Raw genomic sequence first — 24,245 nt, 5'->3', positions numbered from 1 at the left:
TTTGGATTGGTAGCGAGTCTCATATATATGGCGCGACAGGCACGCGGTGCATATCAGCTATGACGACTGGACCAACCACAGCGGCTGACTCTGGCGGCATCGATCGACGAACGCTCCTGAAGACCGTCGGCGGCTCGGCGCTCGCGGTCGCACTGGCGGGGTGTACGGAACTGCTCGAGGACGGGGAGGACTCGCTCGCGGACGCGGACGTACCGGACGAACCGATCGAGTCGGGGCTCCAGACGTTCACCGAGGGTGCGCCGTCGGTACTCGGCGTCCAGGCCCAGTACGGTGCGGAGACCGCTGTCCGGCGCATCAATGAAAACGGCGGGATCGCCGGTCGCGAGATGAACCTCGACGTCGTCGAGGAAGGCGGCGCGTACCTCACGAACTACCAGCAGTTCGTCGACGAGGGGAAAGACGTCACCTTCGGCCCGATCTCGAGCAGCGGGCACGCGGAAATGGTCCCCGAGATCGAGGCACAGGAGGTCATTAACGTCTCCACGGACGGGACGGTGACGACCCTCTACGAGGAGGACTTCCCGGACGTGACCTACTCGTTCCGGTTCCAGAACCACGACGTCATGGAGGCGCTTGCGGCCGTCATGCAAGCGGTCGAAGTCCTCGGTGCGGACTCGATCGACACGTACGCCGGGATCAACCCCAACTACGCGTTCGGACAGGACGAGATGGACCTGTTCTCGCGGGGGATCGAGGCGCTCACCGGCGCGGAAGAAGTCTACAGCGGCTTCCCGGATCTGGGGACCGGCGACATGTCCACCCACATCACCGAGGTCAACGGGGAGGCCCCCGACGTCGTCTTCTCGAGTTGCTGGGGCGGCGACGCGACGCTGTTGCTCGAGCAGGGCCACGCCAACGGCATGTTCGACGCCGTCGACCTGCTGGTCGGGCCGGTCCTCTACGGCTCGGCCAACGACCTGAGCGAAGACCTCGTCGACGGACCGATCTACTCCGGATCGCGCAACTTCTACTGGGGGGAGCCGTCGACCGACCAGTGGAGCCCGGCCGCCGACCTCGTCTCCGAGGTGGAAGACGAGTACGGCGTCGTTCCGACGGCCCACTTCATGAGCGGCTACGGCGCGGTGACGGCGTGGGCCACGGCCGCCGAGAAGGCCGTCAGTCTCCTCGGCCGCTGGCCAGAACAGGAGGAACTCGCGACGGTCCTCGAGAATCACGGCTTCTTCACACCGGCGGGCTACCACACCATCGGCGCGGACCATCAGGGCTACTCCAACGCACACTTCGGCGAACTGACGTGGTCGGACGACCACGACGCCGCGGCGCTTTCGGATGTGAACGTCTTCGCCGCGAAGAACGTGTCGCCGCCGCCCGGCGAGACCTCCGCCGACTGGATCGGGAGCTGGTGACGCGTGTGTGATGGGATTCAGTAATCATGCTCGAACACGTACTCAACGGACTCTACTACGGCTCGATCCTGTTCATGATCGCGTCGGGGATGACGATCATCTTCGGCGTCCTCGGGATCCTCAACCTCGCGCACGGGGAACTGTACGCGCTGGGGGCGTTCTGTGCGTTCAGTATCGTCGGCTTCGTCGCCGGGCAGGTCGCCGCCCCGACCGGCCCCGCGACGACGATCGTCTTCGGACTCGTCGTCCTCGCCGGGTCGCTCGCGGCCGCCGCCGTGTTACTGCCGGTCGGCGGCGCGCTCGAGGCGGCGTTCATCAGACCGATCTACGACCGGGACGAGGTCTACCAGCTCCTGTTGACCTACGGGCTCTTGCTGGTCCTCACGGACGTGATGAAGTTCGTCTGGGGGCCGTCCCCGGTCGACGTGGGCGTCTTCAGCGCCATCAACGAGATTCCGACGACCGAGCTGGTCGGGTTCAGCTATCCGTCGTACAACGTGCTCGTCATCCTGATCGGCGTCGCGGTGTTCGCCTGGCTCGCCTGGTTCTTCGATCGGACGAAGACCGGCCGTATCGTGCGAGCGACCGCGATCAACCGGGAGATGTCGACGGCGATCGGCGTCAGCACGGACCGCATGTTCACGCTCGTGTTCGCCATCGGCGCGTTCTTCGCCGGTTTCGGCGGCGCGATGGTCAGCATCGGCCCGAGCAGCGCGTCTCTCGGCATGGGACTCAGCTGGCTGGTGCTCTCCTTCGTCGTGATCGTCATCGGCGGGCTCGGGAGCCTGAAGGGAGCCTTCGTCGGCGCGCTCTTGGTCGGCGTCTCGAGTCGCGTCGTGACGCCGTACTACCCGCAACTCGAGCTGGCCGTGCCCTTCCTCCTGATGGTGCTCGTCTTGCTCGTCAGGCCCGAGGGCCTCTACGGAACGTGGGGTGAGATCCAATGAGTCGCTTCCTCGTCGAACGGGATGGCCAGACCCGCGTGCGGCTCTCGGAGGGGATGGAGCTGACGAAGAGCCAGTCGGTCCTCGCGGTCCTCGGACTCGTGGTGCTCTTTGCGGTCCCCGATATCACGCGACTGACCAGCCTCTCGTTTCAGGCGATCCACCGCGGGATCCTGTTCGGCCTCGCGGCGGTCGGCCTGAACCTGTTGTTGCGCCACACCGAACTCGTCTCGTTCGGCCACGCGGCGTTCTTCGGCGTCGGGGCCTACGGCGCTGCCGTCCTCGCGTCGCACTTCGACGTCTCGAGCGGCCTCCTGTTGCTGGTCGGGAGCGTCCTGGCGTCGACGGCGATCGCGGTCCTGATCGGCTACTTCGTCGCCGGCTACCTCGACATCTACTTCGCGCTGCTGACGCTCGCGTTCAACCAGGTCCTGTACGCGTTCGTCCTGCAGAGCGGCTACTTCAACTACAGCGACGGGCTCAGCGTCCGTCCCGACGGGCTGAATCCGCCGACGCTGTTCGGTCTGCAGTGGACGTCGTCGGGGTACGACCTGATCCTGTACTACTTCACGGTCGTCGTCCTCGTCGTCTCGCTGCTGGCGATGTGGAAGCTCGTCAATTCGCCGTTCGGCCGGGCGCTGGACGCGATCGGACAGGACCGAACGCGGGCCAGATTCGTCGGGATCCCCGTCGAGAAGTACGTGTGGATCGCGTTCGCGATCTCGGGCGTCTACGGCGGACTCGCCGGCGGGCTGTTCGCGCTCCTGCAGTTACACGTGAGTCCGGAGCCGACCCTCTACGCGTTCGTATCCGGCGAGATCCTGTTCATGGCGATCCTCGGCGGGTTCGGGACGCTCGTCGGCCCGGTGATCGGCGGCGTCGTCCTCGTCTACCTGCTGATTCAGGCGCCGTTCTACGTGGAGTACTACAACGCCCTGACCGGGCTGGTACTGATCGCGGTCGTCCTCTTCCTGCCGGAGGGAATCCTGGGGTCGATCCCGAAGATCGGCACCGGGCTGGCGCGACGACGGAGCGATCCCGGCCTGCTCCGCGAGGACGTTGCGACGGTCGGGTCGTCGCTCCGTCGGGGCGTGAGTCGCGCCGTAACCACCGTTCGAATCATCGTTTTCGGGGTAAACTGAGATGCTCGAAGCACGAGACCTACGCAAGGAGTTCGGCGAACTGCGCGCCACGGACGACGTCTCGCTGGAGTTCGGGAAGACCGACGGCGAGATGGTGTTCATCGTCGGCCCCAACGGGGCCGGCAAGACGACGCTGATCAACCTGTTGACCGGGCTCCTCGAGCCGGATCAGGGGTCGGTCGTCGTCCACGGCGAAGAGAACGGCGCTCCCGTCGAAGACGACATCACCGGGATGGCCCCCGAAGAGCGGGTCAGACGGGGGCTCGTCAGGAGCTTCCAGATCGTCCACGTCTTCGAGGAGATGACGGTCCGCGAGAACCTCCGCGTCGCGGTCCTCTCGCGCTACGACAAGACGCTGAGCATGCGATCGGTCGACGACAGCCACGAGGAAGTCGAGACCGAAATCGACGGGCTGCTCGAGCGGTTCCGCCTGACCGATGTCCAAGACGAGGTGGCCGAGACGCTGCCACACGGGGACCGCAAACTGCTTGACGTAGCGATGTCGTTCGGGCTCGATCCGACCTACCTGCTGCTCGACGAACCGACGGCCGGCGTCGCGACCCGTGAAAAGGAGTACGTCATCGAGACCATCGTCGAGGCCAGCGAGGCCGACGGGGTAACGACCGTGACGATCGAACACGATATGGACCTCGTCAAGGAGTACGCCGACCGCCTCGTGGTCCTCCACGAGGGGGCGGTCTTCCGTGAGGGCGATCCTTCGCTGCTCGAGACCGACTCGGAACTCCGGCGCGTCCTGCTGGGGGTGAACGAATGAGCACCCTCGGTCCCGGCTCCGATACCGGACGCGGGTCCGACCCACTGCTCGAGGTTTCGAACCTCACGGCGACCGTCGAGGGGTTCGAGGTCACTCACGGCATCGACCTCGAAATCAACGAGGGCGAAGCCGTCGCGCTCGTCGGCCGCAACGGTGCTGGAAAAACGTCGACGTTCCGGTCGATCATGGGTCTGACGCCGGTCGCGAACGGGTCGATCAGGCTGCGCGGCGAGGAACTCCTCGAGATGCGGCCCGAACTGATCCCCAAGCGGGGGATCGGCTACCAGCCGGAGAGCCGCGACCTCTTTACCGGGATGACCGTCGAGGAGAACTTCCGGCTCCCGATCTGGACCGCCGGGGAGGCACGCGGCATCGAGGATGAGGACGCCGTGGTCGAGGACGTCTTCGATCTCTTCGAGGAACTCGAGGGGCGGCGTGACGCCGAAGTGCAGAACTTGAGCGGCGGGCAGGGAAAGATGACCGCGATCGGCCGAGCGCTCGCGCTCCGTCCGGACCTGCTCATCCTCGACGAACCGCTCGAGGGGTTGGCTCCGGTCGTCGTCGAGAACGTCAAGTCCTACATCCGCGAGATCATCGATCGGGACATCTCGGTGTTGATCGCTGAATCGAACGCGAGCCACGTCCCGGAGATCGTCGACCGAATGTACGTGATCGAACGCGGCGAGATCGTCGATAGCGGCGACCCCGAGGCCCTCTCTTCCGACGAGGAGATCCAGCTGCTGATGCAGGGCGGCGGGGAGTAAGGCGTCGCTGCGCCGCGTTTCCGTTCGACCGCTCGCAGTGCTACCGAGTTTTAGCAGTGAGTGACCGGGGACGGCTCCCCGAAGCAGCGGAACAGACGTTTTCGCCGTCCCGCTCAAAACTGGTCGTCGTTCATCCGCTCGAGCACGCCCAGCGCCGACTGGAGCACTTTGCGCTCGCTCCGGCGCAGGTTCATCGAGACGGCCGTCTTCGAGACGTCGAAGTGATCCGCGAGGTCGTCGAGCGTCGTCCCGCGGGGCGTCTCGTAGTACCCGTGCCGGAACGCGACTGCGAACGTTTCGCGTTCGGTCTCGGTCAGCGATCGACAGCCGTCGAGCAGTTCCATCGCGCTCTCGGCGTTCTCCAAGAGGTCGAACAGCCTCGACGGGCCGAACTGGTCGCGGTCCTCGACGCTGAACTCGTTGTGGCGCTCGAGTTCCGCGAGGGTCCGATCCTCGTCTTCGTCGGCGTCGAAACCGATGTGCCACCGTTCCCGGCCGTTCTCGATCTGAAACGGGCCGGTGATGTAGCCCCCGTTCCGTTGGATCGTCTGCATGGCGTTGGTCACCTCGATTTTCGTGCCGATCTCGGCGACGGTGTCGCGCTTGGAGAGGATATAACAGTCCGTCATGTTCGAGTGGGTTCGGAGCGCTCGAAGCCCGTCCTCGAGCGCGTCCCTCGAATCCCCCTCCGCAATGAGTCGCGTCTCGAGTCGTTCGGCGCTGGTATCGAGTTGCCACTGGACGGCCGAGAAGGCGATGTCGACGTCGTCCGTCGTGTCGATGAACGGACAATCGTACTGCCGCATATCGATATCGAGGTCGATCATCGCTAGGAAGATAATGACTCCCATACAAGGTCTTAATAGTTGCTATTATTCACACTCACTAGTCGGTTACTGCCGGAATAGACACGTAGTTATGGGGTTTGATCTGCGATAATCGTTCGATCAGCTACCCCGAAAACTACACGCCGTCTGGTCGTCCGCGCAGTCGTCGTTGATATGTTAATGGCGGTGCTTTAGGATGAGCCTCGATAACAATGAACTGTGTACAATGGTTCAAGATCAGGTCACAGCGCCCACCGTCTCTGCTGAAGAGATATACCGCTTCCCCGACGACTCCTTTACCGAGCGCAACGTCTGTCTCGTGACCGGCGCGGCCTCGGGCATCGGCCGGGCGACCGCGCTGGCCGCCGCCGGCAACGGCCTCACCGTCGCGGCCACCGACGTCGACGAGGACGGCCTCGCGGGAACGATCGACCGCGGCGAGGAACTCGGTCTCGAGGGGACCATCGAGTCGGTTCCCGGCGACCTCACGAACGACGACGATCTCGAGCGGATCGTCGACGAGGCCGCCGCGCTGGGCGATCTCAAGTACCTCGCGAACGTCGCGGGGATGCAACACATCGATCCGATCGACGAATTCCCGATGGAAACCTACGACCTGATGCATAGCATCATGCTCCGGGCACCGCTCTATCTCTCGAAGCTCTGTATTCCACACTTCCGGGAGACCGACGACGGCCAGGGCTGTGTCGGCAACATGGCGTCGGTCCACGGCCACTACGTCACCAGTGACAAGGTCGCCTACAACGTCTCGAAGTTCGGGCTCCGCGGGCTGACCCAGTCGATCGCCGCCGAGGGCGAGGGAAAGATTCGGGCGTTCTCGCTCAGCACCGGCTACGTGAAGACGCCGCTCGTGACCGCCCAGCTAGAGGACACCGCCGAACAGCGCGACATCTCGGTCGACGAGGTGATCGAGGACGTCATGCTCGGCCAGTCCCGCGTCACAGAGATGATGGAGCCCATCGACGTCGCAAACCTCTTCCTGCTCGGCTTCTCCGAGCTGGGCCGGCATCTCGACGGCGGCGACCTGTTGTTTGATGGTGGCATGACCCTAACCTACGAGTAACAATGTCCGGGAACACCAGCCCCAGCCTCGAGGACATCGACGAGATCGCCCACGAGCCGAGTCGAGAGTTCGTCGAGTCGACGAACGTCTTCGAGTTCATGCAGGCGTACGGAATCGACGACTACGAGGAACTGATCGAACGGACGACGACCAAACTGGCGGACGAACCGGAAAGCGGCGTCGACTGGTTCTGGGACGAACTGGTCGACTACCTCGGGATCGAGTTCTACGAAGCGTACGACGAGGTCCGGGACGACAGCGAGAGCGAGGCGCGAAGCGCCTCGGAACAGAGAGCGGGGAGCAGTGCGACCCGCGGTGGCCCGCAGTTCACCGACTGGTACCCCGGCGGGGAACTCAACATCGCTCACAACGTCGTGGACCGCCACGCCGCGGTCGACGAGGAACGCCGGAACAAAGTCGCCACCATCTGGGAGGGCGAGGACGGCGAGGTCCGCGAGGTCACCTACCACGAACTCCACCGGCAGTCGAATCAGGTCGCGAACGCGCTCGAGGCCCGGGGTATCGGGACGGGCGACACCGTCGGCCTCTACATGCCGATGGTACCCGAGGTCGTCTCGATCCTCTATGGCTGTTTCAAGGTCGGCGCGATCGCGGTACCGATCTTCTCGGGATTCGGCGTCGACGCGGCCGCGACCCGAATCGCGGACGCGGAGTGCTCGGTACTCTTTACCGGCGACGGCTTCTACCGCCGCGGCGACCCGGTCTTCCTCAAATCCGCGGCCGACGAGGCCATCGAAGAAGCGGGTCACGTCGAACACACGATCGTCTTCGATCGACTGGGGTCGAGCGACGAACGGAGCGAGCACGAAATCCCGTGGGACGACGATCGCGACGAGTGGTGGGCCAACGCTGTCGAAATGCGGGACGACGACTACGAGACGAAATCGCTGCCCTCGAGTCAGGAATCGATGCTGCTGTATTCCTCGGGGACGACGGGCAAGCCCAAGGGAATCGTTCACACTCACGCTGGCGTGCAGGTCCAGTGTCCCAAGGAGGTCTACTTCGGGATGGATCTCAAGCCCGCGGATCGGTTCTTCTGGGTCTCGGACATCGGCTGGATGATGGGGCCGTGGAGCCTCATTGGAACGCATACCTTCGGCGACACCGTCTTCATGTACGAGGGCGCTCCGGACTACCCCGATCCGGACCGCTTCTGGGAGATGATCGACCGCCACGACCTCACTCAGTTCGGCATCTCGCCGACCGCGATCCGCGCGCTTCGCAAGCACGGGGACGACTGGCTTGAGGGCCACGACCTCTCCTCGCTCCGGGTTCTGGGTTCGACGGGCGAGCCGTGGGACCCCGAGTCCTGGCACTGGTTCCACGAGCGCGTCGGCGACGGCGAGTGCCCGATCATCAACATCTCCGGCGGGACCGAGATCTGTGGCTGCTTCCTGATGCCGATGCCGACCGAACCGCTCAAGCCCTGTACGCTCGGCGGCCCCGGCCTCGGGATGGACATCGATATCGTCGACCGCGAGGGGAATTCGGTCAAAGAGGACAACGAACGCGGCTACCTCGTCGCGCGTGACTCCTGTCCCTCGATGACGAAATCGCTCTGGTCGGGCGACGAGCGCTACCTGAACGAGTACTGGTCGACCTTCGAGGACCCGCCGCTGTGGGACCACGGCGACTGGGCCCAGAAGGACGCGGACGGCTTCTGGTTCCTCCACGGCCGGGCCGACGACACCCTGAACGTGGCCGGCCGCAAGGTCGGCCCGGCGGAGGTCGAAGGGGCGCTTATCGACCACGAGGCCGTCAATCAGGCGGCCGCCATCGGCGCGCCGGACGATACCACCGGCACTGCCGTCGTCGCCTACGTCGTCCTCGAGGACGGCGTCGCGGAGTCAGACGACCTCCGCGAGGAACTGCGGGCGCAGGTCGGCGCGGAACTCGGCAAACCGTTCCGGCCGCGCGAGGTGCTGTTCGTCGACGCGTTCCCCAAGACCCAGTCCGGCAAGATCATTCGGCGGGCCATTCAGGCGACCTACACCGGCGAGGACTTAGGCGACATGAGCAGCATCGAGAACCCAGCGGCGTTGGAGGACCTCGAGGACGCGAGATAAACGGCGGGTCAGTCGCCGCCCGCTGCAGTGTCACTGCCGACCTCGAGGCCCCGAGTCGGATCGACCCGAATCGACTGCCGCTGGTGGCCGTCTCTCCCAGTTATTTGTACCGCGAATCGCTCACGGGACGTATGGTCTCCCGGAGACAGGTCCTCGCGCTCGGTGGCGGACTGAGTACGGTGGGATTGTCAGGCTGTGCGGCGCTTGGTTCCGATACCGATACGCTGACCGTGATCCTGCTGAACTTCGATTCCGAGCCGCACACCTTCGACGTCGAACTGGCACGTCCGAACGCCGACCGCTACTCCGAGGCGATCGTCTTACAGGAGCAGTACGACCTCGAGACGCCGCCGGACGACGCCGTCGCGGCCGAGCACCGGGAGCCGGACGCCCTCGAGAACGACACGTATCACGTCAGCGTGCACCTCGCGGACGCTCCCGCGACGCGCGAGACCTATCGGTACTATCCCGGCTGTCCGGACGACGACGAGGCCGACTCCCTCTACATCGAAGTCCGAACCGAGCGCGAGAGCGACGAGCGGTATGTCCAGTTCCGCCAGGACCGCTGTAGCGGCAGTTCGGGGTGGCCCTGAGTCGGGAGTCGTCGCCGTTCGGACTGTGGCGGGACTGCCGTCCGCGACCGCTGGTTGCCGCCGACCGCCAGTCGTTACGCTTTACCCCCACGGGCCCGAATCGGGGCTCAATGACTGCCCAGACCGCCCAGCAGGGCGACCTCGTGACCGTCATCGGGCTCGAGGTCCACGTCCAGCTGGAGACCGACACGAAGATCTTCTGTGGCTGTTCGACCGAGCCGAGCGACGAGCCAAACGACAACGTCTGCCCGGTCTGTCTCGGGCTCCCGGGAGCGCTGCCGGTGCTGAACGAGGCCGCCGTCGAGGCCGCCGTCAAGATCGGGAAGGCGATCGACGCCGACATTCCCGAGGAAACCCGGTTCCACCGGAAGAACTACTACTACCCCGACCTGCCCAAAAACTTCCAGATCACCCAGTACGACGAGCCGATCTGTGCCGACGGCGAACTCGAGGTCTCCGTCGAGGGCACCCGGCGCACGGTCGCGATCGAGCGCGCCCACTTGGAAGAGGACCCGGGGAGCCTGCAACACGTCGGCGGCGGTGGCGGGATCGATTCGGCCGAATACACGCTCGTCGACTACAACCGCGCGGGGACGCCCCTGATGGAGATCGTCACGGCCCCCGACTTCCGCAGTCCGAGCGAGGTCCGGGCGTTCCTCGCCGAACTCGAGGAAGTCCTCGAGTACCTGAGCGTCTTCGACGCCGAGCGGGACGGCAGCCTGCGGATCGACGCCAACCTCTCGATCATCCCCGAGGAGGAGATCGACGGCGACGACACCGACGAGATCGGGATGGACGCCCTCGAGGCCGCGAACCGCACCGAGGTCAAGAACATCTCGAGTCACAAGGGCGCGGAGAAGGCGCTGGCCTACGAGGAGACCCGCCAGAAGAACGCGATCCAGCGCGGACGCGCGGTCGAGCAGGAGACCCGCCACTGGGACGAGAGCCGCGGCATCACGGTCTCGATGCGCTCGAAAGAGGAGGAAAAAGACTACCGCTACTTCGAGGAAGCAGACCTGCCGCCGTTGCGGGTCTCGGGCTGGAAAGACGAAATCGCGATCCCGGAACTCCCCTCGGCCCGCCGCGAGCGGTTCCAAGACGAATACGACCTGAGCGAGGAGGCGGCTTCGAAGCTCACCTCGACCAAGCAGGTCGCGGACTTCTACGAGGACGTCGCCGGCGAGTTCGACCCCGATCTGGCCGCCACGTGGGTCGCGGACAACCTGCTGGGCGAACTCAACTACCGCGACATCGAGATCACCGAAATCGAGGGCCGACTCGAGGAGATCAAACGACTCGTCGAACTCCTCGCCGAAGATGAGATCACGGCGAAAAACGCCCGCGAGACGGTCCTGCGATCGATGCTCGACGACGGCCGAACCCCCGACGAGGTCGTCAGCGAGGAGGGGCTGGGCAAGACCGGCGAAGACGAGGTCCAGCAGGCCGTCGTCGAAGCGGTCGACGAGAACCCCGACGCCGTCGACGACTACGAGAGCGGCGACGACGGCGCAATCAACTTCCTGGTCGGGCAGGTGATGCAGAAGACCGGCGGCAGTGCGGACCCGGGCGACGTGAATCAGTTGCTTCGGGCGGAACTCGAGGACTAACCGGCGCGTTCGACGTTTTCTTTGTTCTGTATCAGAATCGCGGCTCTCGCTCTCCCATTCTCGAGGGAGCGACTGTTGCGAATTGCGACTATCGTGGAATCGTTTCCACACCGGTCCGATATCCGTCTCCTTCCGCGACCGCGTGAATTATGAACTGTCGACATGTTCCTAGCCGGCATGGACCGCATTACGCTCGGCAACGAGGAGTTCGAGGGTCGAAACAACGCGTACGTACTCGCTGACGAGGAGACGGACGAACTCGCGCTCGTCGACACCGGCATCGCCACCGATCCGGTTCGGCGGGATCTCCGCGACGGCCTCGCCGACCGCGGCTACGAGTTCGCCGACGTCGACGACATCGTCCTCACGCACTTCCACGTCGATCACGCCGGATTGGCTGGCGAGATTCAGGCCGAAAGCGACGCGACGGTCTACGTCCACGAGGCCGACGCCCCGATGGTCGCACAGGACCCGGACGCGATCGCGGCCGTCGAGGAGCGGCGTCGAGACCGCCTCGAGGAGTGGGGCGTCCCCGAGGACGCGCAGTCGGAACTGCTCGAGTTCCTCGAGTCGGCCGAGATCGACGGCCCACCGGCCGAGCCAACGCCGATCGAGGACGGGGAGATACTCGAGGTCGGCGGTCGAACCCTCGAGACGATCCACGCGCCGGGGCACGCAGCCGGGCTCTGCTGTTTCGAGACGGCCGACGGCGACGAGGCGTTCGTCGGTGACGCCGTCCTCCCGGTGTATACGCCGAACGTCGGCGGCGCGGACGTTCGGATCGAGCGCCCGCTCGAGAAGTACGTCGCGACGCTGCGTCGGCTCGCCGACCGCGACTACGAGCGGGTCTGGCCCGGCCACCGCGATCCCATCGCGGACCCGACCGATCGGGCGCTGACGATCCTCGAGCACCACCGCGAACGGACCGAAACGATCCTCGAGTTGCTGGTCGACCACGGCCCGGCCGACGCGTGGACGATTAGTGCCCACCTCTTCGGCGACCTTGAGGGGATTCACATCGTTCACGGGCCGGGTGAGGCCTTTGCCCATCTCGATCATCTCCGTCACGAGGGAGTCGTCGCGTTCGAAAACGGCGAGTACCGGCTGCTCGAAGACGCGGTGTCGCTCGACGACCTGTTCTGATCGGTCGGCGGTTTCGCGGGGTAGCGTAGTCCCCCTGTAGCCCTGCTAGTGGCAACTCTAAACACGTACTTCGTTCACAAGATACGTGGTAACTACCCTCATCTTTATTAACAGGGGATCGGAAGTAGGGTGTGAGAATCGGTAACTCAGTGACTCATAATGCCTAACAAAGATAACAATATTCTCGGAACGGGTAGATCTGGAAAGGGGCGCGTCGGACGACGGAAATTTCTGGGGGCGGCTGGTGCCGGTGCCCTAACGACGACAGTGGCCGGCTGTCTCGGCGGCGGCGGCAGCGACGGACTCACGATCGGCCACCTCGCACCGATGGGGAACGTCCTCGGTGTCGGCTCCAAGCGAACCGCGGAGATGGCCGTCGAGGAACTCAACGAAGACGGCGGGTTCAACGGCGAGGAAGCGGAACTCATCACGAAAGACACGCGGACGGACCCCTCCGAAGCACAGAGCGTGACGGAGGAACTCATCCAGCAGGAGAACGTGGATCTGCTCGTCGGGACGTTCAACTCCGAGACGACGCAGTCGATTTTAGACCTCACCTCGGAGTTCGACGTCCCGTTCATGATCACCGGGTCGGCCGCACCGAGCCTGATCACGGATTCCGTCGGCTCGGACTACGAACAGTACAAGAACGTCTTCCGTATCGGCCCGATCAACTCCGATTTCCAGGCGGAGTCGATCGCCGATTACTGTGCCTATCTCAACGAGCGACACGACTGGAGCCGGGTCGCGTTCCTTCGCGATCAGGCCGAGTGGACGACACCGTTCGGCGATCAGATTCCGGATCTCCTCTCGGAGCGCGGACTCGAGCTCGTCTACGAGGACGCCCTGTCGATCGAGGGGACTGATTTCGGGCCGGTCATGAGCGACATCAACGACTCGGACGCGGACTTCGTGTTGCGGTTTTTCGCACACATCGACGGCGGCGACATGCTCACGCGCTGGCAGGAAGGCCAGTACGAGTTCGGCATCGAGGGCGTCCACGTGCCCGGGATGCACCCGTCGTACAACCAACTCTACAGCGGCGCTGCGACCTACGAGACGACTTCGCAGTCCGGTGCTGCCGGCGTCACACCCATTACGGAGCGGACACAGCCCTTCGTGGAATCGTACGCGGAGCGCTATCAGGACGCGGAGGACGCACCGATTCAGGCACCGATGTACATGGGGTTCAACACGTACGACGGCATCTCGGTCTTCAAGGAAGTCGTCGACGCGATGGGGACGACGAGCACGCGGGACAACCTCGACGACTTCGTCGGCGAGATGCTCGACGTCGACTTCACCGGCGTCGCCGGACAGGTCAGTTTCTACGGCGAGGGCTCGGAGTACCCACACGACGTCCAGGAGGAACGCGGCGGCGACGACACGATCACCAACTACCCGGTGACGCAGTGGGTGTCGGAGACGGAACTCGAGTGTGTCTACCCCGAACAGCACCGCACTGCCGACCACCAGATGCCGACCTGGATGCAGTGAGCAATGCTCGGAGATATCGGGACACTGGTCTTGCAGGGAACGATGATCAGCGCCGTCTACGCGCTGATCGCCATCGGCTTTACCATGATCTTCGGCGTCGGCGGGACGCTGAACCTCGCTCACGGCGCGTTGATCATGGGGGGTGCCTACGTCTTCGCGCTCCTCTCTCGATCGGTCCACGCCGCCGTCGCGTTCCCCGTGACGATCGCCGTGATCGCCCTCCTCTCGTGGGGGCTGTATCAGGTGCTCGTTCGCTGGGTCGAGGAAAACGTCGTCATCACGTTTCTGGCGACCGTCGTCGTCGCGATCGCGTCGACGGAGTTCGTCCTCTATCAGTTCGGCGGCTCGCCGATCGGCATGACGCTGATAAGCGGTGCCGTGAACCTCGAGCCCTACGGGATCAACGCGCGGACTCGCTACGTCCAGTTCGTCGGCTTCGTCGTCTCGTGGCTCGCGATCGGACTGCTGTGGTACTACATTACCCACACCGACGACGGCCGATCGGTCCTCGCGGCCTCGATGAGCGAACGCGGGGCCCAGTTGACCGGCGTCGATCTCCACGCGGTGCGGTCGAAGACGTGGCTCATCGCCGGGGCACTCGCCGGGACCGCGGGCGTCATCCTCGGCTCGACCGGCGGTGCGACGCCGCTCATGTGGCTCAATCCGCTGGCGCTTGCGTTCATCATCGTCGTCATCGGCGGCATCGGATCGATCAAGGGGTCCGTCATCGCGGCGTACGTGATCGGATTCCTCGAACAGTTTACGGTCACGTTCGTCGGGCACGGCTTCAGAGGTATCCTCTCGCTGGTCGTGCTCGTGGTATTCCTGCTGTACATGCCGCAGGGACTCTACGGGAGGGAGTTCGCCCATGATTAGTACGATCCTACTCCTCGGAACGGTACTCGCGACAGTAACGGGCCGACTCGGCGACGCCGCCGGCACGGTACGACAGCAACTCCTGCTACCGATCGGGCAGGCCCTCGACCGACTCCTCGCGCCGATCGACCGGGGACTCGAGCCCGCCGCGAACGCCTACAATCGGTCGCTCGGGCGGTATTTCGGCACGATGTCCGGGCTGCAGTTCGCGCTGATCGTCGGCAGCGTCGTGGCCCTGCTGACCGCGGGCGTGTGGGCACCGATGGTCGGCCCGCTGGTCGGCGGCGGCCTCTTGCGGACGCTCGCACTCGCCAGTATCTGGGCCATCTTCGCGATGAGTTGGGACATCCAGAGCGGCTACACCGGGTACATCAGCTTCGGACACTCCGTGCTGTCGGGGGCGGCTGGCTACACGACGGCACTGCTGATCGTCCACGTCGATCCGGGGCTCTCGATCTGGGTCACGGCGTCGGTGTCAGTGCTGGCGGCGCTCGTGGTCGGGCTACTGGTCGCGCTGCCGACGCTCCGACTCGAGGGGCCGTACTTCTCGCTGATCACGTTCGTCGCCGTGCTCCTGTTCTACCGGCTGACGACCGCGTTCAGTTCGCTGGGCGGTATCCCCGGATTCGGACAGCCGGACGTCTTCACGTGGGACCCGGTCATGCGGTACTACTACATGGCCATCCCGATGTTGCTCATCGCGCTCGGGCTGACGTTCATGGCCCGGTCGAACCTCGGCATGATCCTAGTCGCGATCCGCGAGAACGAATCGGCGGTGTCGGCCGCCGGGATCAACCCGACGAAGTTCAAGATCTGGTCGTTCGCGCTCAGTTCGATCCCGATGGGGATCGGCGGGGTGCTGTTGGTCGGCTTTACGGGGAACGTCGACCCGGATACCTTCGTCATCGTCGACAACAGTATCGAGATGATCGCGATGGCCGTCATCGGCGGCATGAGCTCGATCCTGGGGCCGCTCGGCGGCGCGTTCCTCTTCGAGTTCCTCAATCACCAGCTCTTCCACGGCTACTCGACGCCGGTCCGGTATCTGTTCCTGTGGGGGCTGGTCTTGCTCGTGCTCGTGTTCGCGCGGGACGGGCTGTTCAGGATGATCTGGCACCGGCTCGGTGCCGTCGGAGGTGAGTCGGAATGAGCGTCCTCGAGGTCGACGGACTCACCAAACGGTTCGGCGGGCTCGTCGCCGTCGACGACTTCTCGCTGGATATCGAGGAGGGCGAAATCGTCGGTCTGATCGGCCCGAACGGATCGGGCAAGTCGACGGTGTTCAACTGCATCATGGGCAGCTACGACGTGACTGAGGGATCGATTCGGTTCAACGGCGACGACATCACGGCCGATTCGACCCACGAAATCGTCACCAAGGGGCTCTCGCGAGTCTCACAGGAATCGAATCCGATCGATCTCTACTCCGTCGGGGGCAACATCAAACTGTTTACCCTGCCCAACAGCATTCGTTCGCTCCACGGCGGCGCGAGCGACGAGGAGATCTACGAGTACGCCGCCCGCATCGACATCGAGGACAAACTCGAGGAGATGCCGGACGAACTGCCCCACGCGGACGTCCGCCGGCTCGAGATCGCCAAGGCGCTGGCGACCGAGCCGGACATGCTGCTGTTGGACGAGCCCTTCGCCGGGATGAATCAGGCCGAGATCTCGGAACTGTCCGCCCAGATCGAACGGTTCCGCGAGAACGGCATGACGATGGTCGTCGTCGACCACAACATGGGCGGCCTGATGGAACTCGTCGATCGCGTCGTCGTGCTCAACAACGGCGACTTCCTCGCGTCGGGCAGCCCTGAGGAGATCGCCGAGAACGAGCACGTACAAGAGGCATACCTCGCCGGGGAGGGACTCTAATGACAGATCCGATACTCGAGGTCGACGACCTCAACGTCTACTACGGCAAGTCACACGCGCTGAAGGGCGTCTCGCTATCGATCGACGAGGGCGAAATCTACGGCGTGATCGGGCCCAACGGGGCCGGCAAGACGACGATGCTCAACGCCATCGCCGGCTTCGTCGAGTACGAGGGATCCATCCGCTACGACGGGGCGGACCTCGCCCGCGTGAGCCCGCAACAGATCGTCAGGGACGGCCTGATCTACTGTACCGAGGACCGGGACCTGTTCCCGTACTTCTCGGTCCACGAGAACCTGTTGATGGGCGCGCAGTTCCGCGACGACCGCGATGCAGTCCAGGACGACCTCGCGATGGTCTACGAGCTGTTCCCGCGGCTGGACGAACGCCGCGAACAGGAAGCCGAGACCATGAGCGGGGGCGAACAGCAGATGCTCGCCGTCGGCCGAGCGCTCATGAGCGACCCCGACGTGTTGATGCTCGACGAGCCCACGCTCGGGCTCGCGCCGGTCATCATCCAGGATATCAGTGACGCGCTCGAGCGGCTCTCGGAGCAGGGGCTGACGATCCTGCTCGCCGAGCAGAACTCGACGTTCGCGCTGCGCCACGCCGAACGGCTCTCGCTGATCGAAACCGGCGAGATCGAACTGGCGGGCACGTCCGCGGAGTTCCACGACAACGAGTACGTCCGCGAGGCGTACGTCGGCGTCCACTGAGACGGGCTGTCGTACCGATTGACCGGAGGCCGCGAACGCCCGCGGGTCTCCGGAAATGACTTCCGGCAGTCCGGATGGGAACCCGATTGCTGCGGGCGCTTTTCCAATCGTGCCGGCAACGGCGAGCGGCCAGTACTGTGAATGCTTGCCGGCCACATACGTGTCGCCCCGTCAATGCTATCGTATGGTCAAACTCTCGACGATCGTTATCGTCGCCGGTATCGTGATGCTGTTCTTCCCAATTCCACCGGTCGCGAGCGCGCTCGGCGGGGTCGCCGTGATCCTCGCCGGCATCGTGCTTCGGTTGGTGGCGGGGAAGTGAGAGCGTCGGGGCGCTCGGCGTTTGCCGACGGACCCGTCCGCGAAGCCGGCTCGAGCGGTCAGTTCTCCGGCGATGCGAGCAGGTCGGGGCTGTCCAGGTATTCCTGAATCCCCTCCGCCGCGCGGAAGGCGAGCGCGCCGACGGTCCCCGTCGGGTTGTAGCCGCTGTTGTGGGCAAACGCCGACGCACCGGGAACGAAGAGGTTGTGTGCGTCCCAGTTCTGGAGGTAGTTGTTCACCACCGACTCCGACGGGTCCGAGCCCATAACCGCACCGCCGGTGTTGTGCGTCGACTGGTAGGGCGTGATATCGAAGCTTCCCTCGAGGCTCGTGCTCGCGTCGACCGTGTCGGCACCCATCTCCGTCACGAACTCCTCGAGTTGCGGGCCGATGTGTTCGACCATGTTCCGGTCTTGCTCGTGCCAGTCGAAGGTCATCCGCAAGAGCGGCTGGCCGTACTGATCGGTGTAGTTGGGGTCGAGATCGAGATAGTTGTCCCGGAACGGGAGCACGGCTCCCTGTGCAGCGACCGAGATCGAACTGTGGTAGTTGTCGATGCTCTGGGCCTTGAACTCCGACCCCCACGACTGGGTCCCTTCGGGAACCGGGTTGTTCGCGATGGGCCGGTCGCCGGTCTGGTTGAGGGCGACGTTCCCGCCGTGGAGGAAGTCCAGATCCGAGTGGTCGAAGTTGTCGCCGTTGAAGTCGTCGATCGACGCGCCGAGCGCGCCGGCACCCATGTAGAGGTTCCACTCCTCGTCCTCGAAGAAACCGGTCGCGCTGGCCTGGAAGTTCTGATAGCAGTAGTTCTTCCCGACGGTCCCCTCGCCGGTCTCCGGGTCGTAGGGCTCGCCGATGTCCGACAGCAACAGGAGCCGGACGTTGTTCAGCACGTAGGCGGTCAGCGCGACGACGTCGGCCGGCTGCTCGTAGACCTCGTCGGTCTTCCGGTCGACGTACCGGACGCCCTCGACTTCCTGTTCGTCTTCGTTGTACAGCAGTTCGACCACGTCCGAGTGGGTCCGCAGTTCGAAGTTGCCCGTCTCCCGTGCGGCGGGTAACACGGTGGTGATCGGCGAGGCCTTCGCCCCCCACTCGCAGCCAAAGCGTTCGCAGTAGCCACAGTACTGACACTGGCCCTGCTGGACGCCGTCCGGATTCGTGTACTGCTCCGTGAGGTTCGCCGAGGGTGCCTGAAACGGTTCGTAGCCCAGTTCCGCGGCCGTCTCCTTGAACCGCTCGAGGACCGGCGTCTCCATCATCGGCGGGAGCGGGTACTCCCGCGACCGGGGGCCCTCGTAGGGGTTGCCCAGCTCCTGAATCTCGCCCTCGATGTTCCCCGCCTGACCCGCGATACCGGCGGTGTACTCGAACTGATCGTAGTAGGGCTCGAGTTCGTCGTAGCTGATCCCCCAGTCCTGCAGCTGCATGTTCTCGGGGATTTTCCCCTCCCCGTACTCGTCGATCGTCCGCGATCGGATCTCGAAGTCGTAGGGGAGGAATCGCCAGGTCTGGCCGTTCCAGTGGACGCCCGCGCCGCCCTCGCCCGAGCCCGGCAGGAACGCGCCGTAGCGGCGCATCGGCAGGGCGGTGTCGTCGACCGCGTTCCGGAACGTGATGGTCTCCTTCGAGAGGTCCTGCATCAGCTTGTACCGGAGCGCGTAGCCCAGCTCGTCGTGGACCGTAAAGAAGTTCTCCGTCTCCCGCTCGCCGCCGCGCTCTAAGCTCACCACCTGGTAGTCCTCCTGAGTGAGTTCCTTGGCGATGATGCCGCCGGTCCAGCCCGCGCCGACGGTCACCACGTCGACGGGGTCGAGTTGTTGGGCCATCAGCGCTCACCCCCGTGATCGGCGGCCTCGTCGTCGAGATCGGCCTGAACCGACTCGTCGTCGGCGTTTCCGCGAGCGGCCTGCTCGTCGACGATGTTCGGGTAGTCCGCTTCCGCCGCATCGTGGACGTGTGCGTGGCCCTCCTCGCTCTGTTCGTTGGCCGGCTGCTCGTTCTCGGCGTCGACCCCGAGCGACTCGACGTCGTCGGCCAGTTTCCGGTAGTCGCCCTCTTCGAGTTCGACGTACTCGCCCTCCTGCAGTAGTCCCCGGTAGCTGCCGAGCGCGCCCGGCGTGCCGGGAAAGCCCTTCAGCCGCCAGCCGATCATCTCGCGGTTGCCGCCGTACATCGGATCGCTGAACATCCCCTCCAGGGTGTTCTGGCGAACCATGAGGAAGAACCCCTCCGGGTCGATGTCGGTGTCCTCGAACGTCCCCACCTCGCCCGCCTCGAGCGCCTCGATGACCGCGTCCTGCTGGTCGTCGTCGAGACCGGTGAACGTCTCGGCGTCGTACTCGGACTGGACGTACTCCTCGACGGCCGCAATGCCCTGATCGTAGGCCTCGTTTGGCGTGAGCGCGTACTGCCAGCCCTGCGTCTGGGCCGGCGTCGTTTCCGCCCACGGGACTTCCTGCTCCTGTTCGACATCGGCCGGCTGCTCCGGATCGTCCTCGAACGGCCCGCCCGGGTCCTTCCCCGCAAACGGCCCCTGCATATACCATCGCTCGCCGCGACCCCACGCCGAGTTCATCTGGTTGTCGATGAAGTAGACCACGCCGGCTTCCGGCGCACCCGGCCCGTTGTCGTCGGAGGGATAGATCCGCGCCGTCAGGTCGTGGACGACTCGCGCCTGCTGGATCGTGAAGTACTCGAGGCCCTGTTCCTCGACCTCGACTTCCTCGAGTTGCTCGAGCGGCGTCACGTCGAACTGCTCGGGATCGAACCCCTCCGCCGTTCCGGCGATGCCGAACACGGCCAGAGTGCCACCGGCCTGCATCACTTTTCGCCGCGAGAGATCGCGCGTGAAATCGAACGCTGGCTCGTCATCGTCTGCCATATAGGCGACGGACGCCGAGATATCGAATAGTGCATTCACCTGCGAGTGCTTGTCTCGCATGCCGTTCGAACGCGAATCGGCGACCCCCTGACCTGTCAGCGATCGAAAACACCTGCATTAGTGGCCCGACGATTTTATCCGCCGCTGGTCGATGTCCACCCATGCAGTCGACTCCGCGGGTACTCGTCGCCGGCGGCGGACTGGCCGGACTGGTCGCCGCACGCCACCTCGCCGGCGGCGGCGCAGACGTGACGGTGTTCGAACGCCGAGACCGGGTCGGCGGCCGCGTCCGGACCCTCGAGCGCGGCGGCTACCGATTCGATCGCGGCTTTCAGGTCCTCTTTACCGCCTATCCCGCGGTGCGGCGGGAACTCGATCTCGCGGCACTCGAGTTGCGCCGGTTCGCGCCGGGAGCTACCATCGCCGGACCCGACGGGCGATCGGTGCTCGCAGACCCGCTTCGGGAGCCCGGAACGATCGCAAAAACGCTGTCCACTCCGTTCCTCTCTGCCGGCGACGCGTTTCGGGTCGCCCGGCTCTGGTGGGACCTTCGACGAACCGATCCGGACGACCTGTTCGCCGGCGAGGACGGCCGGATCGACGACTTCCTCCGCGACCGCGGGTTTTCGGAGCCGTTCATCGAGGGCTTCGTCGCGCCGTTCTACGGCGGGATCACGCTCGATCGCTCGCTCTCGACCTCGAGACACGTCTTCGAGTACACGTTCAAGACCCTCGCGGCGGGCGAGACGGTGGTTCCGGCCGCCGGGATGGGCGCGGTTCCGGCTCAGCTCGCCGCCCGCGTTCGCGAGGCCGGCGGCACGATCGAGATCGGCGTCGATGTCGAGTCGGTCGCGGCGAACGGCAGCGACTCGAGCGAGGTAGGCCTCGACACCGACGGCTCCGTCACGATCGAGACCGACGAGGGGACCGTCGCGGCCGACGCCGTCGTCATCGCGACCGATCCGCCGACCGCACGCGACCTCACCGGCGTCGAGTCGATCCCCACCGACGCGCGGGGCTGTACCACCCAGTACTACGAGCTACCGGACGATATCGACCTCGAGACCGGGCGGCGGCTCCTGTTGAACGCGACCGATCGGGGCCCGAATCACGTCGTGCCCCACAGCGCGGTCGCACCCGAGTACGCCCCCGATGGGGAAACGCTGGTCAGCGCGACCTACCTCGGCGTCCCAGACGAGAGCGACGACGCCTTGGCCGACCGGACGCGAGCGGCCCTCGAGTCGTGGTATCCCGATCGGGAGTTCGACGCGCTCGAGACGCTCCACACCGAGCGCGTGCCGTTCGCGCAGTTCGACCAGCCGCCGGGCTTTCGCGATCGACTGCCAGACGCTCGCGATCCCGCGGGCCCCGTCTATCTGGCCGGCGACTACACGCAGTGGTCGTCGATCCAGGGTGCGATGGAGAGCGGCCGGGAGGCGGCGAAAGCCGTGATCGACGACCTGTCACGGTGATCCCCGCGGCGGCCGACTCGAGTCGCCCCGTTCGATCGGATCGACCGGCTGCGGAGGGGAGCAGACGCTCTCGAGACCGTGACAGTCCCGCGAGTAGCGGAGAACTATTAAGCGCCGGAGCGCCGTTACTCGAGATACGGAGATAGTACAGCCATGGCTCTGGACGAACTCCTCGAGGGGACAGCGTTGACCGGGCGGCAGGCGGCGATCATCTTCTTTAGCTTTCTCTGCCTGATTATCGTCGCCGGGCTGATCCTGATCACGTTCAGCGACTTCTTCAGGGACCTGTTCATGCTCCGCGACGCGGCCGGGGTTCGCGTCGGCGTGCTGGCGCTCGTGGCTGGGCGGTCGACCGTCGGATACCTCGATTCTTGAGTTCGATTTTCGCGGCGGTCGCCGATCGCTGCAGAACACCGCCTCACAGCAGCCGTCGGCACCGCCCCAGCGGCGGGAACCAGAGCGTCTCGCCGCTCGCGGCGTCCCTGACCGCGGGATAGAAGGCGTCGGGGGTGGGGACGAGCGGCGTCTGGAAGTCCCGACCGGACATCCCGTTGACCGTCGACCCGGCGGCGAGGCGGGTAAACGCCGGGAGGACGAGTACGTCCGCGCCCTCGTACTGGTCGGGTCCGTAGAGGAAACAGGGGCGTTTGCGCCCCTCGATCGACAGCGCCGGGTGGTCGTGACCGACGATATAGCGGTCGGCGGCCGCGTCCGGGCGCTCGTGACCGTGACAGACCACCGTCTCGCCGTCGCCGACCGCGTACTCGGCGGTCGTCTCGCCGTCGAATACGTCTTCGAGCAGCGCGTCGTGGTTGCCGGGCGTGACGATCAGTTCCGCACCGGCTCCCTCGACGATATCGGTGAGCCGATCCAGATCGCGCTCCACGCCGTGTGGAATCCGCGAAAACGAGTGCAGCAGGTCGCCGGCGACGACGACGGTTTCCGGGGTGGTCTCCACGAGGTGGCCCCGAAGCCGCTCGAGGCTATCGCTCCCGTCGTCGATCGGCGCGTCGACGCTCGAGGCGGCCGCCTTGCCGAGGTGGACGTCGGCGAGGACGAGCGTCTCGGCGGCGGGAAGGAAAATCGCCCGATCGCGGACGGAAAACGGAACGTCGATCTCGACGTCGGGGTCGGTCATCGCTCCGAGTCGGTGTCGGCTTCGGACGCGGCGTCGGACTCGGCGTCCGTCGCCGCTGGCTCGGCCGCCGGCTCCGTCCCGGATGCTGTCGTCGTCGCGCCCGCGCCCCCGTCGGCGCGCATTTCCTGCCCGAGAGCGTCCGAGAGGTCGTACTCCGTCCCCGTCAGGATGTAGAGCACGTCCTCGAGGGGCTCGAGGACTTCGGGGAGCATGCGGACGACGAGGTAGGTGATCCCCAGCAGAGCGACGATCGACAGCGACTGGGCGATGAAGTTGTGGGCGACGATATAGGAGGTCCGGTCGACGGGGGCCCCCATGAACTCCGTGACGACGTAGACGAAGGCGTCCTGCTGGAACCAACCCCACGGCGAGGCCAGCCCGATGAAGACGTTCCGGATGAGGTTGAGAAACCAGATGACGCCGATCGAGAGCACAAAGGGGGCGACCTTTCGCTTGATCGGTGCCTTGACCGCGCCGATGAGCCCGCCGAAGATGGCCATGCTTCCGATTCCGGTACAGGACATGATGATGTAGGTCGTTCGACCGGTCACCGTCTCGTCGGAATCGAACGCAAAGCGGCTCTGATACCCGTTCAATCCCGTCTCGATGCCGGGGCTGTGGCCGAGCAGTTCCATCCCGAAGTGGGTCTGGGCGGCGGTCGTCTCGATCAGCCACGTGCGGACGACCGGAATCGTCTCGGCGGGCAGATAGATCACTCCCATGATCGCGACCGCTTTCGAAAGCAACAGAAGCGACTCGCGGCCCCGAACAAGCAGATATCCGGTGTAGACACACAGCGGCAGCGCAGCCACCGTCAACAGCGTCTCGATCGGGCTCTTGACCTCGAGGTAGTAGTGGGGGGTAAGCGTGACCCAGAAGACGCCGAAGACGACCCATGCACCCGCGGCGAGATACCGCGCCGGATCGACGGCATCGAGCCACTCGAGGACCATTGCGGTCACGAACGCGCCGATCGCGAGCCACGCGAGCGCGTCCGACAGGGCGATTGAACCGATACTCGCGAAGAGAAGCGTCGCGGGGTCCGCCACCGCGACATCGGCGACTGTGTCGGGGATCGCGGTCGCCGCTGATAGGGCCGACATACTCACGTG

General features: G+C 65.1%; 23 protein-coding genes. 18 read left to right on the top strand and 5 right to left on the bottom strand.

Annotated features, from left to right (window positions below; genetic code table 11):
- Positions 1-59: 59 nt before the first annotated feature.
- From C489_RS01820 to C489_RS01800, 5 genes are read left to right on the top strand one after another with little or no spacing between them, the layout of a single operon-like run.
- On the top strand, positions 60-1,388 hold the full coding sequence (locus C489_RS01820; RefSeq protein ID WP_006429402.1) for an ABC transporter substrate-binding protein: 1,329 nt from the start codon (positions 60-62) through the stop codon (positions 1,386-1,388).
- Positions 1,389-1,414: 26 nt separating this feature from the next.
- Positions 1,415-2,335, top strand: a complete 921-nt coding sequence (locus C489_RS01815) for a branched-chain amino acid ABC transporter permease (RefSeq protein ID WP_006429401.1) — start codon at positions 1,415-1,417, stop codon at positions 2,333-2,335.
- Complete coding sequence (locus C489_RS01810) at positions 2,332-3,474, top strand: branched-chain amino acid ABC transporter permease (protein ID WP_006429400.1); 1,143 nt, start codon at positions 2,332-2,334, stop codon at positions 3,472-3,474. The genes C489_RS01815 and C489_RS01810 overlap by 4 nt, the downstream gene beginning before the upstream one ends.
- Before the next feature lies 1 nt (position 3,475).
- Positions 3,476-4,249 (top strand): ABC transporter ATP-binding protein, encoded by a 774-nt coding sequence (locus C489_RS01805; RefSeq protein WP_006429399.1) that lies wholly within the window; start codon positions 3,476-3,478, stop codon positions 4,247-4,249.
- Positions 4,246-5,013 (top strand): ABC transporter ATP-binding protein, encoded by a 768-nt coding sequence (locus tag C489_RS01800; RefSeq protein WP_006429398.1) that lies wholly within the window; start codon positions 4,246-4,248, stop codon positions 5,011-5,013. The genes C489_RS01805 and C489_RS01800 overlap by 4 nt, the downstream gene beginning before the upstream one ends.
- A gap of 113 nt (positions 5,014-5,126) precedes the next feature.
- Here the strand turns inward: C489_RS01800 and C489_RS01795 are convergent, their stop codons facing one another.
- Positions 5,127-5,840, bottom strand: coding sequence for a helix-turn-helix domain-containing protein (locus tag C489_RS01795; RefSeq protein ID WP_006429397.1), 714 nt, complete (start codon positions 5,838-5,840; stop codon positions 5,127-5,129).
- 226 nt (positions 5,841-6,066) lie between these two features.
- Here C489_RS01795 and C489_RS01790 point away from each other — a divergent pair, with 226 nt between their 5' ends.
- The 11 genes from C489_RS01790 to C489_RS01740 all read left to right on the top strand — a co-directional run bounded on the left by C489_RS01790 (position 6,067) and on the right by C489_RS01740 (position 17,640).
- A complete protein-coding gene (locus C489_RS01790) occupies positions 6,067-6,924 on the top strand; it encodes an SDR family oxidoreductase (RefSeq protein WP_006429396.1) in 858 nt (285 codons plus the stop codon).
- Positions 6,925-6,926: 2 nt separating this feature from the next.
- Positions 6,927-9,011, top strand: a complete 2,085-nt coding sequence (locus C489_RS01785; protein WP_006429395.1) for an AMP-binding protein — start codon at positions 6,927-6,929, stop codon at positions 9,009-9,011.
- A 131-nt stretch (positions 9,012-9,142) separates the two neighbouring features.
- Positions 9,143-9,604: a hypothetical protein gene (locus tag C489_RS01780; protein WP_006429394.1), complete on the top strand. Its 462-nt coding sequence runs from the start codon at positions 9,143-9,145 to the stop codon at positions 9,602-9,604.
- A 110-nt stretch (positions 9,605-9,714) separates the two neighbouring features.
- Positions 9,715-11,211, top strand: coding sequence for an Asp-tRNA(Asn)/Glu-tRNA(Gln) amidotransferase subunit GatB (gatB, locus tag C489_RS01775; RefSeq protein ID WP_006429393.1), 1,497 nt, complete (start codon positions 9,715-9,717; stop codon positions 11,209-11,211).
- 177 nt (positions 11,212-11,388) lie between these two features.
- The gene (locus C489_RS01770; protein WP_006429392.1) at positions 11,389-12,354 is read left to right on the top strand and encodes an MBL fold metallo-hydrolase; all 966 of its coding nucleotides are present in this window, start codon (positions 11,389-11,391) and stop codon (positions 12,352-12,354) included.
- A 159-nt stretch (positions 12,355-12,513) separates the two neighbouring features.
- The gene (locus tag C489_RS01765; RefSeq protein WP_049890493.1) at positions 12,514-13,851 is read left to right on the top strand and encodes an ABC transporter substrate-binding protein; all 1,338 of its coding nucleotides are present in this window, start codon (positions 12,514-12,516) and stop codon (positions 13,849-13,851) included.
- Between the two features lie 3 nt (positions 13,852-13,854).
- Entirely contained in the window at positions 13,855-14,727 is an 873-nt protein-coding gene (locus C489_RS01760) for a branched-chain amino acid ABC transporter permease (protein WP_006429390.1), read from the top strand.
- Positions 14,720-15,877 carry a branched-chain amino acid ABC transporter permease gene (locus tag C489_RS01755; RefSeq protein WP_006429389.1) on the top strand — a complete coding sequence of 386 codons (1,158 nt, stop codon included), beginning with the start codon at positions 14,720-14,722 and terminating at the stop codon, positions 15,875-15,877. The genes C489_RS01760 and C489_RS01755 overlap by 8 nt, the downstream gene beginning before the upstream one ends.
- A complete protein-coding gene (locus C489_RS01750) occupies positions 15,874-16,602 on the top strand; it encodes an ABC transporter ATP-binding protein (RefSeq protein WP_006429388.1) in 729 nt (242 codons plus the stop codon). The genes C489_RS01755 and C489_RS01750 overlap by 4 nt, the downstream gene beginning before the upstream one ends.
- Positions 16,602-17,318: an ABC transporter ATP-binding protein gene (locus C489_RS01745; RefSeq protein WP_006429387.1), complete on the top strand. Its 717-nt coding sequence runs from the start codon at positions 16,602-16,604 to the stop codon at positions 17,316-17,318. The genes C489_RS01750 and C489_RS01745 overlap by 1 nt, the downstream gene beginning before the upstream one ends.
- Before the next feature lie 184 nt (positions 17,319-17,502).
- The gene (locus C489_RS01740) at positions 17,503-17,640 is read left to right on the top strand and encodes a hypothetical protein (protein WP_006429386.1); all 138 of its coding nucleotides are present in this window, start codon (positions 17,503-17,505) and stop codon (positions 17,638-17,640) included.
- A gap of 58 nt (positions 17,641-17,698) precedes the next feature.
- Here C489_RS01740 and C489_RS01735 read toward each other — a convergent pair whose 3' ends face one another.
- Both C489_RS01735 and C489_RS01730 read right to left on the bottom strand, forming a co-directional pair.
- Entirely contained in the window at positions 17,699-19,468 is a 1,770-nt protein-coding gene (locus tag C489_RS01735; protein WP_006429385.1) for a GMC family oxidoreductase, read from the bottom strand.
- Complete coding sequence (locus C489_RS01730) at positions 19,468-20,523, bottom strand: gluconate 2-dehydrogenase subunit 3 family protein (protein WP_049890504.1); 1,056 nt, start codon at positions 20,521-20,523, stop codon at positions 19,468-19,470. Before C489_RS01730 ends, C489_RS01735 begins: the two co-directional genes overlap by 1 nt.
- 161 nt (positions 20,524-20,684) lie before the next feature.
- On the opposite strand from C489_RS01730, the gene C489_RS01725 reads away from it, so the two are divergent.
- Complete coding sequence (locus tag C489_RS01725) at positions 20,685-21,995, top strand: NAD(P)/FAD-dependent oxidoreductase (RefSeq protein WP_006429383.1); 1,311 nt, start codon at positions 20,685-20,687, stop codon at positions 21,993-21,995.
- A gap of 153 nt (positions 21,996-22,148) precedes the next feature.
- A complete protein-coding gene (locus C489_RS01720) occupies positions 22,149-22,370 on the top strand; it encodes a hypothetical protein (RefSeq protein WP_006429382.1) in 222 nt (73 codons plus the stop codon).
- A gap of 43 nt (positions 22,371-22,413) precedes the next feature.
- On the opposite strand, the gene C489_RS01715 is transcribed toward C489_RS01720, so the two are convergent.
- Positions 22,414-23,133 (bottom strand): metallophosphoesterase, encoded by a 720-nt coding sequence (locus tag C489_RS01715; RefSeq protein ID WP_006429381.1) that lies wholly within the window; start codon positions 23,131-23,133, stop codon positions 22,414-22,416.
- Positions 23,130-24,236, bottom strand: coding sequence for an archaeosortase A (artA, locus tag C489_RS01710; RefSeq protein ID WP_006429380.1), 1,107 nt, complete (start codon positions 24,234-24,236; stop codon positions 23,130-23,132). Before artA ends, C489_RS01715 begins: the two co-directional genes overlap by 4 nt.
- Positions 24,237-24,245 lie beyond the last annotated feature (9 nt).

It is taken from the genome of Natrinema versiforme JCM 10478 (assembly GCF_000337195.1).
Taxonomy (GTDB): domain Archaea; phylum Halobacteriota; class Halobacteria; order Halobacteriales; family Natrialbaceae; genus Natrinema; species Natrinema versiforme.
Note: the sequence above shows the minus strand (reverse complement) of the source record. Positions and strands in the feature narration are given on the sequence as shown.

Coding starts and splice junctions, on each gene's coding strand:
- C489_RS01820 (WP_006429402.1), top strand. CDS start 60: ATGACGACTGGACCAACCACAGCGGCTGACTCTGGCGGCATCGATCGA.
- C489_RS01815 (WP_006429401.1), top strand. CDS start 1,415: ATGCTCGAACACGTACTCAACGGACTCTACTACGGCTCGATCCTGTTC.
- C489_RS01810 (WP_006429400.1), top strand. CDS start 2,332: ATGAGTCGCTTCCTCGTCGAACGGGATGGCCAGACCCGCGTGCGGCTC.
- C489_RS01805 (WP_006429399.1), top strand. CDS start 3,476: ATGCTCGAAGCACGAGACCTACGCAAGGAGTTCGGCGAACTGCGCGCC.
- C489_RS01800 (WP_006429398.1), top strand. CDS start 4,246: ATGAGCACCCTCGGTCCCGGCTCCGATACCGGACGCGGGTCCGACCCA.
- C489_RS01795 (WP_006429397.1), bottom strand. CDS start 5,840: ATGATCGACCTCGATATCGATATGCGGCAGTACGATTGTCCGTTCATC.
- C489_RS01790 (WP_006429396.1), top strand. CDS start 6,067: ATGGTTCAAGATCAGGTCACAGCGCCCACCGTCTCTGCTGAAGAGATA.
- C489_RS01785 (WP_006429395.1), top strand. CDS start 6,927: ATGTCCGGGAACACCAGCCCCAGCCTCGAGGACATCGACGAGATCGCC.
- C489_RS01780 (WP_006429394.1), top strand. CDS start 9,143: ATGGTCTCCCGGAGACAGGTCCTCGCGCTCGGTGGCGGACTGAGTACG.
- gatB (WP_006429393.1), top strand. CDS start 9,715: ATGACTGCCCAGACCGCCCAGCAGGGCGACCTCGTGACCGTCATCGGG.
- C489_RS01770 (WP_006429392.1), top strand. CDS start 11,389: ATGGACCGCATTACGCTCGGCAACGAGGAGTTCGAGGGTCGAAACAAC.
- C489_RS01765 (WP_049890493.1), top strand. CDS start 12,514: ATGCCTAACAAAGATAACAATATTCTCGGAACGGGTAGATCTGGAAAG.
- C489_RS01760 (WP_006429390.1), top strand. CDS start 13,855: ATGCTCGGAGATATCGGGACACTGGTCTTGCAGGGAACGATGATCAGC.
- C489_RS01755 (WP_006429389.1), top strand. CDS start 14,720: ATGATTAGTACGATCCTACTCCTCGGAACGGTACTCGCGACAGTAACG.
- C489_RS01750 (WP_006429388.1), top strand. CDS start 15,874: ATGAGCGTCCTCGAGGTCGACGGACTCACCAAACGGTTCGGCGGGCTC.
- C489_RS01745 (WP_006429387.1), top strand. CDS start 16,602: ATGACAGATCCGATACTCGAGGTCGACGACCTCAACGTCTACTACGGC.
- C489_RS01740 (WP_006429386.1), top strand. CDS start 17,503: ATGGTCAAACTCTCGACGATCGTTATCGTCGCCGGTATCGTGATGCTG.
- C489_RS01735 (WP_006429385.1), bottom strand. CDS start 19,468: ATGGCCCAACAACTCGACCCCGTCGACGTGGTGACCGTCGGCGCGGGC.
- C489_RS01730 (WP_049890504.1), bottom strand. CDS start 20,523: ATGGCAGACGATGACGAGCCAGCGTTCGATTTCACGCGCGATCTCTCG.
- C489_RS01725 (WP_006429383.1), top strand. CDS start 20,685: ATGCAGTCGACTCCGCGGGTACTCGTCGCCGGCGGCGGACTGGCCGGA.
- C489_RS01720 (WP_006429382.1), top strand. CDS start 22,149: ATGGCTCTGGACGAACTCCTCGAGGGGACAGCGTTGACCGGGCGGCAG.
- C489_RS01715 (WP_006429381.1), bottom strand. CDS start 23,133: ATGACCGACCCCGACGTCGAGATCGACGTTCCGTTTTCCGTCCGCGAT.
- artA (WP_006429380.1), bottom strand. CDS start 24,236: ATGTCGGCCCTATCAGCGGCGACCGCGATCCCCGACACAGTCGCCGAT.